The following is a 9,263-nucleotide window of genomic DNA, read 5'->3' as shown; positions in this document are numbered from 1 at the left end:
TGTCTCAGAAGAGCCTTGTTCAAGGTGGAAAAAGCCTGAGCCGGCGCTGATCCGAAGGCCCGTACACATCACTACGCAGTCTGTAGCGCGCCACCAGATCTGCCTGCATCTGCAGCACCACCTCACTGCGGGGCAACAGCTCCACAGGCCGCCCCTCCGGCATCACCACCTGCTCGACAGCCAGCCGACACTCCTCGAGGGCCGCAAGCGCATCAGCCCGACCAGGTTCTGCGGCGGATACCGGCGGTAACGATTGCGTTTCAGGCCGTGATCGGCGACTGAGCAGACGCTCGAGAGCCCGCTCCACTTGGGGCAAGGAGTCAGACTTGATCACCAGAATGGGCACCCCGGCCTCCCGTGCCTGACGGCGAAGATCCGGCTGGCGGCCGAGCCCCTGACGCACGCTGAGAAGGACATCAGCGGCTGAGAGATCATCCACAGCCTGAACGGGCCATCGATGACATCGGACGGCCTCTTCAAGGCGTTGGCGGCTGAGTCCGCAGCAGAGAATCTGAAGCGTTTCCGGATCGCGAACCGCCTCCATCTCCCCTTCTGCGGACTGGAAATCCCGCACCCGTGCAGCAACAGGATCCGGCATCGGAACAATGGCAAGAGCTGGTCGCTTTTGCGGAGCCCGCAGGGACTTTTGAACATCAGCGTCCACCAGTCGCACGCCCCCGTCCTCTGTCAATTCGCGTTCCTGGGGCCTCGGGGTCTGCCCCCTCAAGAGCAGATCAACCGTTCGGGCCACATCGTCATGCACAGCCCACCGATGACGGCTGTGCATCTCAATCGCGATCGGAAACGTCGGCTCAGCGGCTCGCTCCAGAACCGTCTTCTGGCTGCGACGCCGGCGAGCCTCCTCATCCCCGAGGGTGACCGATTCGATTCCACCCACCAGATCACAGAAGGTTGGATTCTTGATGAGATTGGTGAGTGCGTTCCCGTGGGCCGTGGCCACCAGCATCACCCCCCTCTCGGCGATGGTGCGCGCGGCCTGCGCCTCAAGCTCGGTGCCGATTTCATCGATCACGATGACCTCGGGCATGTGATTCTCAACGGCCTCGATCATCACCTGGTGCTGCAGCTCGGGGCGCGCAACCTGCATGCGCCGCGCCCTGCCGATCGCCGGATGAGGAATGTCCCCATCACCGGCGATTTCGTTGCTGGTGTCGATCACCACGACCCTTTTCCCCAGGTCATCCGCAAGCACCCTGGCGATCTCGCGCAACGCTGTGGTTTTTCCCACTCCAGGCCGCCCCATCAGCAGCAGAGATTGCTCACTGTCCAGCAAATCCCTCACCATCGCGACCGTGCCAAAAACGGCACGCCCCACCCTGCAGGTGAGCCCCACCACATCACCCCGTCGATTGCGAATGGCGCTGATGCGGTGAAGCGTGCGTTCGATGCCAGCCCGATTGTCCGCACCGAATTGGCCAAGGCGGTCCACCATCTCTTCCAGGTCCTTGCGCTCGAGGCTGCGTTCCCCCAAGGCCAGGGAGCGGCCTGGATAACGGGCTTCAGGAAGCCTTCCGAGATCCAGCACCACCTCGAGCAACTGATCGTGGTGATCGTCCTGTTCCAGGACCTGACGCACCGATGCGGGCAAAAGCGACAAAAGTCGCTGAAGGTCATCGGTGATGCGCTCGGTGCTCATGTCCGTATCAACCCGCCAACCGTCAGGTCCCGATCGCCTTCTAGCAGGGAGATGCCATGCAGTGAGGCCGGCTCAGACCCTCTGCAACCAGGGTGCAACGAGAGAACGGGCCAGCGTCACGGCTTTCTCCCAACCCGTTGGCCAGTCCCGCAGTGAGGTCTGACGAGACTCCGCCTGTACAAGCAGGGGCTGGAGGAGCGCCCGAGCCATCCCGCCAAACGCCACGCCTGAGGGTCGTACCTGGACCGATGGATCCAGCGTTTGCAGAAGGCTGATCGTCACATCGTTGGTGCCTCCGGCCAGCTGCAATGGTCCTGGAGGAGCGATCGTGCGCAGCTGCTGCCAGAGCCGCAGGGCGGCACGGGCCGTCCCAGCCCCCACATCCCCGCTCATCGGCCGGCCATCCAATTGCCAGAGGGGTCGCATGCCCTGTCGACGCAGAGCGCCATGACGATGCCAGAGCTCCCTCGCCAGAGCTGCTGGAGTGACGCCATGGCCCTCCAGCCCACAGCTGACAGCCAAGCGACGCAGGGGGACACGGGATGCTGCCACCGCAAGCAGCGTGCGTTCGAAAGCAACGCTTCGCTCCGGTGCCGTGTGAATTTCCAGAGCATCCGGCTGCAGCTCCTGAAGCAATTGACTCAAACCCTCGAGTCCGACCTGGTGCTCCTCAGCGTGGATGAGCTGCTGGGGACAGGCAGGAAGACAGCGCCCACATCCATAACAAACGCTGGCCTCAACGCCTCTATCCGCAGTGATGGCGTCAGCGGGGCAGACCCGTTCACAAGGCCTCGGGCAGTCGGGGGGGCACAACGCTGGGTCAAAGACAGCCTTGCGAAAATGAACATCGGATCCGTCGCTGACGCTGACCATCAACCAGGGAGAGGATCCAGTGCGCTCTCGGGCGCAGTTCAGTCCGAGGCGAGCCGCATGCACCACCGCCGCATCGGCCGCGACATCCACGCAATGCACACCCGCAGCCGCATACACAGCACACAGGTCGCTGATTGAGGCCAGATCCTGATTGCTGGCACCACAGATCAACTTGACCCAGCACCCCTGACGCAGCGCTTCATCGCCGGTGAGACCGGCATCCCGTGGCAGAGAAACGATCAGGCCCCGAGCAGCTGGGTCATCGGCTGCCAGCGCAAACTCCTGGCTCCCCCCATTTCCACAACAATCTTGAGACGGGGCTCTCGTCGGCTGAGATCGCAGAGCGTGAGAAGTTCGGAGCGGGATAGAACCTGGCCTTCCAGCAACCAGAGCACGACAGGCTTATCGCCAAGAAGAGCTTCCCCGAGCTGAGGCATCACTTCCTGAACCTCTCCAACGGCGGCACCGCGTCCGACGCTCTGGTGACCCAGATGGGGCGGGCGCACCCCGTGTTTCTGAAGCAGGAACACCTCGGGATCGCCAAGCCCGCGAGCGGAGCTCAAGTGGGTGCGATAGCCAGCCGCGCGCAGGCGTCGGAGCAGACGCGTCTCAGCGCCTCCTTCGAGAGGGGCATGAACAGCCATACATCCCACGGACTCCAGCTCACGGCGGAAACCCCGACCTGAAAGCAGCAGCGGCATGAGTCCATCTCAGATGAGAGGGAGTCTGGCAGCTAATCAGAGATGAACGGAAGCAGGCACTCGCTGGTGTAGTGTTTTTGTTTGCTCTGAAGATCTGTGCCCGTCCGCTAGCCGGGCCTCCAGTTCCAAGAGCAGATCCGGCGAGTGCGCCGGGTCCCAGGCCAGAGCAGCAAGACGATTCCGATTGTTCTGCTGCCGGGAAACTACCGATCCATCCGATCGGGCAAGTCCCAGCCAGCTGATTCGCTCGCTAGCTCCATTCCGAATCGTTCCGGCGCTCATGGTGCCTGTCGCTTCGGCCACGACTGCGTTACTTCGATCAGCCCCCACTTGGCCACCGTTCCTGCGCCTTCGGATGCACGAGCGGGGTTGTCCACGCTGGCGTCACTACCTCCCATGTCCATCGGCATCCTTGGGAAGAAGCTGGGTATGTCCCAGCTCTTCGACGAGCAAGGCAAAGCCGTCCCGGTCACTCTGATCGAGGCGGGTCCTTGCCGGATCACCCAACTCAAAACAACAGAAACGGACGGCTACATCGCCGTCCAGATCGGCTTCGGGGACACCCGCGAAAAGCTGGTCAACAAACCAGCCAAAGGGCACCTCGCCAAATCCGGCGAGGGTGTGCTCCGTCACCTCAGTGAATACCGCGTTGACGATGTCAACGGTCTGGAACTCGGCGGTGCAGTCACCGTGGGTGACTTCGAAGCCGGCCAAAAGGTTGACGTCAGCGGCGACACGATGGGACGCGGCTTTGCCGGTTACCAGAAGCGTCATGGCTTCAGTCGCGGTCCGATGACGCACGGTTCCAAAAATCATCGGGAACCAGGCTCCACCGGCGCTGGTACAACGCCGGGTCGCATCTATCCCGGCAAGCGCATGGCTGGCCGTTATGGCGGCAAGAAGATCACCACACGGGGGCTCACCATCCTCCGAGTGGACAGTGATCGCAATCTGTTGGTAGTGAAGGGCTCCGTTCCAGGCAAGCCCGGAGCGCTGCTCAACATCCGCCCCGCCAATCGCGTGGGTGCCAAGCCCGCCAAAGGAGGTAAGTGATGGCTAACTGTGTAGTCCGCGACTGGCAGGGCAAGGAAACCGGCAAGGCCTCCCTGGACCTGAAGGTCGCCAAAGAGACCACAGCCCTCGATCTGATGCACCGTGCGGTTCTGCGTCAGCAGGCCCACAGCCGTCAGGGCACTGCAAGCACCCTGACCCGGGCCGAAGTTCGCGGTGGCGGTCGCAAGCCTTACAAGCAGAAAGGCACTGGCCGGGCTCGTCAGGGTTCGATCCGTACGCCTCTCCGTCCCGGTGGCGGCATCGTGTTTGGACCGAAGCCCCGCACCTACAACCTTGCGATGAACCGAAAGGAGCGTCGCTTGGCCCTGCGCACCGCGCTGATGGCTCGCATCGACGACGTCACGGTGGTCAAGGATTTCGGAGCATCCCTGGAAGCTCCGAAGACTCGGGAAATCACCGATGCCCTCGGACGCCTGGGCATCGAAGCCGGGTCCAAAGTTCTGATCGTGGTGGGGGAACCCTCGGACGTGCTGCGTCGTTCCGTCCGCAACCTCGAGAAGGTGAAGCTGATTGCAGCCAACCAACTCAACGTCTTCGACCTGCTCCATGCCAACGCGCTGGTGCTGGGAGAAGAGGCTCTCGCAACCATCCAGGAGGTTTACGGCGATGACTGAGCGCTTCACCGGACGCCTGGCGGATGTGATCCGCCGGCCGCTGATCACAGAAAAAGCCACCCGTGCGCTGGAACTCAACCAGTACACCTTTGAGGTGGATCACCGAGCTGCCAAGCCAGACATCAAAGCTGCTGTTGAACAACTCTTCGATGTCAAGGTCACCGGCATCAGCACCATGAACCCTCCTCGCCGCAGCCGTCGGGTCGGCCGTTTCGCCGGCAAGCGTGCGCAGGTGAAAAAGGCCGTGGTGCGCCTCGCCGAAGGCAACTCCATCCAACTCTTCCCTGAGTCCTGAGGGGTCTGAAACGTCATGGCAATTCGCACTTTCCGCCCCTACACCCCCGGAACCCGCACCCGGGTGGTCACCGACTTCAGTGAAGTCACCGGCCGCAAGCCGGAACGCTCACTTGTGGTGTCCAAGCACCGCCGCAAGGGACGCAACAACCGCGGCGTGATCACCTGCCGCCATCGCGGCGGTGGCCACAAGCGGCAGTACCGCGTCGTTGATTTCCGACGCAACAAGCACGGTGTGCCCGCCAAGGTGGCGGCCATCCATTACGACCCACACCGCAATGCGCGGCTGGCGCTGCTCTTCTACACCGATGGCGAGAAGCGTTACATCCTTGCCCCTGCTGGTGTCACGGTCGGACAAACCGTGATTTCAGGGCCTGATGCCCCGATCGAGGACGGCAATGCCATGCCGCTCTCCTCCGTGCCGCTCGGTTCGAGCGTGCATTGCGTCGAGCTGTATGCCGGACGCGGAGGCCAAATGGTGCGCACGGCCGGTGCCAGTGCCCAGGTGATGGCCAAGGAAGGCGACTATGTCGCCCTCAAGCTGCCCTCCACTGAGGTACGCCTGGTCCGGCGTGAGTGCTACGCCACGCTGGGCGAAGTCGGTAACTCCGAAATTCGCAACACCAGCCTTGGCAAGGCCGGTCGTCGCCGCTGGCTGGGACGTCGTCCCCAGGTGCGAGGCAGTGTGATGAACCCTTGCGACCACCCCCATGGTGGTGGTGAGGGTCGGGCACCCATCGGCCGCTCTGGTCCTGTCACGCCCTGGGGCAAACCTGCCCTGGGTCTGAAGACCCGCAAGCGCAACAAGCCGAGTAACAAGTTCGTCCTCCGGAAGCGTCGCAAGACGTCCAAGCGGAGCCGTGGCGGACGCGACTCCTGATGTTCATCACTGTTTTGCTGTTCGCTTAATCCGCCATGGGACGTTCACTTAAAAAAGGCCCTTTCATCGCTGACAGCCTTCTTCGCAAGGTTGAAAAGCAAAATGCCGCCGACGACAAGTCGGTGATCAAAACGTGGTCCAGGGCCTCCACGATTCTGCCGATGATGATCGGCCACACCATTGCCGTTCACAACGGCAAAACCCACGTGCCGGTCTTCGTGACCGAGCAGATGGTCGGTCACAAGCTGGGCGAATTCGCTCCGACCCGCACCTTCAAGGGCCACATCAAAGACAAGAAAGGAGGCCGCTGAGTCCATGACAACGTCATCCCCAACGGCAACCACCGCCCAGGCCCACGGCCGCTTCATCCGCGGCTCCGTGTCCAAGGTGCGGCGGGTGCTCGATCAGATCCGCGGACGCACCTATCGCGATGCGCTGATCATGCTCGAGTTCATGCCCTATCGCTCCACCGGCCCGATCACCAAGGTGCTGCGTTCCGCAGTGGCCAACGCCGAGCACAACCTCGGCCTTGACCCTTCCACCTTGGTGATCTCCCAGGCCAGCGCCGATATGGGTCCCTCCATGAAGCGCTATCGGCCCCGCGCCCAGGGTCGCGCCTACGCGATCAAAAAGCAGACCTGTCACATCAGCATTGCTGTGGCATCCCAGACCGACTCCTGACCCCCGAGCACACCGACTGATGGGACACAAAATCCATCCAACCGGCTTACGCCTGGGGATCACCCAGGAGCACCGGTCCCGCTGGTACGCCTCCAGCAAAAGTTATCCGACCCTCCTCCAAGAGGATGATCGGATCCGCAAGTTCATCCACAAGAAGTACGGCTCCGCCGGCATCAGTGATGTCCTGATCGCCCGCAAGGCCGATCAGCTCGAAGTGGAGCTCAAAACCGCACGTCCCGGCGTGTTGGTGGGTCGCCAAGGCAGCGGCATTGAGGATCTTCGCTCCGGTATCCAGAAAACTGTTGGTGATCCAAACCGTCAGGTTCGGATCAACGTGGTTGAAGTGGAGCGGGTCGATGCCGACGCGTTCCTGTTGGCCGAATACATCGCCCAACAACTGGAAAAGCGGGTGGCCTTCCGCCGCACAATCCGCATGGCCGTGCAGCGAGCCCAACGGGCTGGCGTTCTCGGCCTCAAGATCCAGGTGTCCGGTCGCCTCAACGGTGCCGAGATTGCTCGGACCGAGTGGACCCGTGAAGGGCGTGTTCCCCTGCACACCCTGCGCGCTGACATCGACTACGCCACCAAGGTGGCCAGCACGACCTACGGCGTGCTGGGCATCAAGGTTTGGGTGTTCAAGGGCGAAGTGCTGGGGGATGAAGCCCAGCAGCAACTGCCTGTGGGGGCAACCCCGCGGCGTCGGGCCGGCCGCAGGCCCCAACAGTTCGAAGACCGCTCCAACGAGGGGTGAACAGGAGGCCTGAACCATGCTGAGTCCAAAACGCGTCAAATTCCGCAAGCAGCAACGCGGCCGTATGCGTGGCGTCGCCACCCGTGGCAACACCATCGCTTTCGGTCAGTTCGCTCTGCAGGCACAAGAATGTGGCTGGATCACCTCGCGTCAGATCGAGGCCAGCCGTCGTGCCATGACCCGCTACGTCAAGCGTGGCGGCAAGATCTGGATCCGAATTTTCCCGGACAAACCGGTCACCATGCGACCTGCCGAAACCCGCATGGGTTCTGGTAAGGGCAACCCAGAATTCTGGGTCGCTGTGATCAAACCCGGTCGGATTCTCTTCGAAATGGGTGGTGACGAAATCACCCCTGAAATCGCACGGGAAGCGATGCGCCTTGCGCAATACAAGCTCCCTGTGAAGACCAAGTTCATCAGCCTCGATGAACAGGAGCAGTCCACCGGAGCGAACGCTCCGGCCGCTGCTGCCGCCACCGTGGAGTCCTGACCATGGCACGTCCCAACGCTTCCGAGCTGCGTCAGCTCTCCGACGCAGACATCACTGAACAGATCAACGGTCTTCGCCGTGAACTGTTCGATCTGCGCTTCCAGCAAGCCACCCGGCAGCTGGGCAACACCCACCGTTTCAAGCAGAGCCGCATCAAGCTGGCTCAGCTGCTGACGGTGCAGAAGGAGCGTCAAAGCTCCACCGCCTCCTGATCCCCCGTTTCATTCCCATGGCACTCAAGGAAAGGGTCGGCACCGTCGTCAGCGACAAGATGGACAAAACGGTGGTGGTGGCGGTGGAAAACCGCTTCCCACATCCCATCTATCAAAAGACGGTGAGCCGCACCACCCGCTACAAAGCTCATGACGAGGACAACAGTGTTCGCGTCGGAGACAGGGTTCGCATCACCGAAACTCGCCCGCTCAGCCGCCACAAGCGCTGGGCCGTCGCCGAGGTGCTTAGCCACAGCCCCAAGGCTGAGGAGGGTCAAAAATGATCCAACAGGAATCGTTCCTCACCGTCGCCGATAACAGCGGCGCCAAGCGCATCCAGTGCATCCGTGTGCTGGGCACCAACCGCCGCTACGCCCACGTGGGTGATGTGATCGTCGCCGCCGTCAAAGACGCCATGCCCAACATGGGCGTGAAAAAGTCCGATGTAGTCAAAGCTGTGGTGGTTCGCACCAAGGCGACCCTGCGTCGTGACACCGGAAATTCGATCCGGTTCGACGACAACGCCGCCGTGATCATCAACGACGACAAGAACCCCAAGGGCACCCGCGTCTTCGGTCCCGTTGCCCGTGAGCTGCGCGAGCGCAACTTCACCAAAATCGTGTCCCTCGCTCCGGAGGTGATCTGATCATGGCCGCTGCAACATCCCAATCAGCACCGACCCAGCGCATCAAGATGCGTCTGCGCAAAGGCGACACCGTTCAGGTCATTGCCGGCAAGGACAAGGGCAAGACCGGAGAAGTTCTGCGCACCTTGCCCAATGAAAACCGCGTGATCGTGGAAGGCGTGAACATGCGCACGCGCCACGTGAAGCCCACCCAAGAAGGTGAGAGCGGACGGATCGTCACCGAAGAAGCATCACTGCATGCCTCCAACGTGATGCTCTACTCCACCACAAAAAAGGTGGCCAGCCGAGTCGAGCTGATCACCGAGAAAGACGGCAGCAAGAAGCGCCGCCTCAAGAAAACAGGCGAGGTGATCGACTGATCACCCCGACCCTCCTTCTGACCAAGCCCAG

The 9,263-nt window shown here is 62.0% G+C and carries 15 protein-coding genes; 12 read left to right on the top strand and 3 right to left on the bottom strand.

What is annotated here, in order from left to right:
* Positions 1-19: 19 nt before the first annotated feature.
* The 3 genes from SynPROS71_RS02555 to SynPROS71_RS02545 all read right to left on the bottom strand — a co-directional run bounded on the left by SynPROS71_RS02555 (position 20) and on the right by SynPROS71_RS02545 (position 3,231).
* Positions 20-1,657 carry an AAA family ATPase gene (locus tag SynPROS71_RS02555; protein WP_186596432.1) on the bottom strand — a complete coding sequence of 546 codons (1,638 nt, stop codon included), beginning with the start codon at positions 1,655-1,657 and terminating at the stop codon, positions 20-22.
* A gap of 72 nt (positions 1,658-1,729) precedes the next feature.
* A complete protein-coding gene (locus SynPROS71_RS02550; RefSeq protein ID WP_255442303.1) occupies positions 1,730-2,701 on the bottom strand; it encodes an LdpA C-terminal domain-containing domain in 972 nt (323 codons plus the stop codon).
* Between the two features lie 68 nt (positions 2,702-2,769).
* Complete coding sequence (locus SynPROS71_RS02545) at positions 2,770-3,231, bottom strand: NAD(P)H-quinone oxidoreductase subunit N (RefSeq protein ID WP_186596431.1); 462 nt, start codon at positions 3,229-3,231, stop codon at positions 2,770-2,772.
* Positions 3,232-3,627: 396 nt separating this feature from the next.
* Here SynPROS71_RS02545 and rplC point away from each other — a divergent pair, with 396 nt between their 5' ends.
* From rplC to rplX, 12 genes are read left to right on the top strand one after another with little or no spacing between them, the layout of a single operon-like run.
* On the top strand, positions 3,628-4,284 hold the full coding sequence (rplC, locus tag SynPROS71_RS02540; RefSeq protein WP_186596430.1) for a 50S ribosomal protein L3: 657 nt from the start codon (positions 3,628-3,630) through the stop codon (positions 4,282-4,284).
* Positions 4,284-4,919 carry a 50S ribosomal protein L4 gene (gene rplD / locus SynPROS71_RS02535; RefSeq protein WP_186596429.1) on the top strand — a complete coding sequence of 212 codons (636 nt, stop codon included), beginning with the start codon at positions 4,284-4,286 and terminating at the stop codon, positions 4,917-4,919. The genes rplC and rplD overlap by 1 nt, the downstream gene beginning before the upstream one ends.
* A complete protein-coding gene (locus SynPROS71_RS02530; protein ID WP_131454714.1) occupies positions 4,912-5,214 on the top strand; it encodes a 50S ribosomal protein L23 in 303 nt (100 codons plus the stop codon). The genes rplD and SynPROS71_RS02530 overlap by 8 nt, the downstream gene beginning before the upstream one ends.
* 15 nt (positions 5,215-5,229) lie before the next feature.
* Positions 5,230-6,093 carry a 50S ribosomal protein L2 gene (rplB, locus tag SynPROS71_RS02525; protein ID WP_186596428.1) on the top strand — a complete coding sequence of 288 codons (864 nt, stop codon included), beginning with the start codon at positions 5,230-5,232 and terminating at the stop codon, positions 6,091-6,093.
* Between the two features lie 35 nt (positions 6,094-6,128).
* Complete coding sequence (gene rpsS / locus SynPROS71_RS02520; RefSeq protein WP_006042208.1) at positions 6,129-6,404, top strand: 30S ribosomal protein S19; 276 nt, start codon at positions 6,129-6,131, stop codon at positions 6,402-6,404.
* Positions 6,405-6,408: 4 nt separating this feature from the next.
* Positions 6,409-6,774, top strand: a complete 366-nt coding sequence (gene rplV, locus SynPROS71_RS02515; RefSeq protein ID WP_006042209.1) for a 50S ribosomal protein L22 — start codon at positions 6,409-6,411, stop codon at positions 6,772-6,774.
* Between the two features lie 19 nt (positions 6,775-6,793).
* Entirely contained in the window at positions 6,794-7,525 is a 732-nt protein-coding gene (rpsC, locus tag SynPROS71_RS02510) for a 30S ribosomal protein S3 (RefSeq protein ID WP_006042210.1), read from the top strand.
* 16 nt (positions 7,526-7,541) lie between these two features.
* Positions 7,542-8,015: a 50S ribosomal protein L16 gene (gene rplP, locus SynPROS71_RS02505; protein ID WP_186584085.1), complete on the top strand. Its 474-nt coding sequence runs from the start codon at positions 7,542-7,544 to the stop codon at positions 8,013-8,015.
* 2 nt (positions 8,016-8,017) lie between these two features.
* Complete coding sequence (gene rpmC, locus SynPROS71_RS02500) at positions 8,018-8,227, top strand: 50S ribosomal protein L29 (protein WP_011932342.1); 210 nt, start codon at positions 8,018-8,020, stop codon at positions 8,225-8,227.
* Between the two features lie 17 nt (positions 8,228-8,244).
* Positions 8,245-8,511 (top strand): 30S ribosomal protein S17, encoded by a 267-nt coding sequence (rpsQ, locus tag SynPROS71_RS02495; protein ID WP_186596427.1) that lies wholly within the window; start codon positions 8,245-8,247, stop codon positions 8,509-8,511.
* Positions 8,508-8,873 carry a 50S ribosomal protein L14 gene (gene rplN / locus SynPROS71_RS02490; RefSeq protein WP_006042214.1) on the top strand — a complete coding sequence of 122 codons (366 nt, stop codon included), beginning with the start codon at positions 8,508-8,510 and terminating at the stop codon, positions 8,871-8,873. The genes rpsQ and rplN overlap by 4 nt, the downstream gene beginning before the upstream one ends.
* A gap of 2 nt (positions 8,874-8,875) precedes the next feature.
* Positions 8,876-9,232, top strand: a complete 357-nt coding sequence (gene rplX, locus SynPROS71_RS02485) for a 50S ribosomal protein L24 (RefSeq protein WP_186584083.1) — start codon at positions 8,876-8,878, stop codon at positions 9,230-9,232.
* The last annotated feature ends 31 nt before the right edge of the window (positions 9,233-9,263 follow it).

Source organism: Synechococcus sp. PROS-7-1 (assembly GCF_014279795.1).
In the GTDB taxonomy this organism is placed as follows: Bacteria; Cyanobacteriota; Cyanobacteriia; order PCC-6307; family Cyanobiaceae; genus Synechococcus_C.
The sequence above is the reverse complement of the archived record's forward strand: the minus strand, read 5'-3'. Positions and strand labels throughout refer to the sequence as shown.

Coding starts and splice junctions, on each gene's coding strand:
- SynPROS71_RS02545 (WP_186596431.1), bottom strand. CDS start 3,231: ATGCCGCTGCTGCTTTCAGGTCGGGGTTTCCGCCGTGAGCTGGAGTCC.
- rpsS (WP_006042208.1), top strand. CDS start 6,129: ATGGGACGTTCACTTAAAAAAGGCCCTTTCATCGCTGACAGCCTTCTT.
- rpsC (WP_006042210.1), top strand. CDS start 6,794: ATGGGACACAAAATCCATCCAACCGGCTTACGCCTGGGGATCACCCAG.
- SynPROS71_RS02530 (WP_131454714.1), top strand. CDS start 4,912: ATGACTGAGCGCTTCACCGGACGCCTGGCGGATGTGATCCGCCGGCCG.
- rpsQ (WP_186596427.1), top strand. CDS start 8,245: ATGGCACTCAAGGAAAGGGTCGGCACCGTCGTCAGCGACAAGATGGAC.
- rplV (WP_006042209.1), top strand. CDS start 6,409: ATGACAACGTCATCCCCAACGGCAACCACCGCCCAGGCCCACGGCCGC.
- rplD (WP_186596429.1), top strand. CDS start 4,284: ATGGCTAACTGTGTAGTCCGCGACTGGCAGGGCAAGGAAACCGGCAAG.
- rplX (WP_186584083.1), top strand. CDS start 8,876: ATGGCCGCTGCAACATCCCAATCAGCACCGACCCAGCGCATCAAGATG.
- SynPROS71_RS02555 (WP_186596432.1), bottom strand. CDS start 1,657: ATGAGCACCGAGCGCATCACCGATGACCTTCAGCGACTTTTGTCGCTT.
- rpmC (WP_011932342.1), top strand. CDS start 8,018: ATGGCACGTCCCAACGCTTCCGAGCTGCGTCAGCTCTCCGACGCAGAC.
- rplC (WP_186596430.1), top strand. CDS start 3,628: ATGTCCATCGGCATCCTTGGGAAGAAGCTGGGTATGTCCCAGCTCTTC.
- rplN (WP_006042214.1), top strand. CDS start 8,508: ATGATCCAACAGGAATCGTTCCTCACCGTCGCCGATAACAGCGGCGCC.
- rplP (WP_186584085.1), top strand. CDS start 7,542: ATGCTGAGTCCAAAACGCGTCAAATTCCGCAAGCAGCAACGCGGCCGT.
- rplB (WP_186596428.1), top strand. CDS start 5,230: ATGGCAATTCGCACTTTCCGCCCCTACACCCCCGGAACCCGCACCCGG.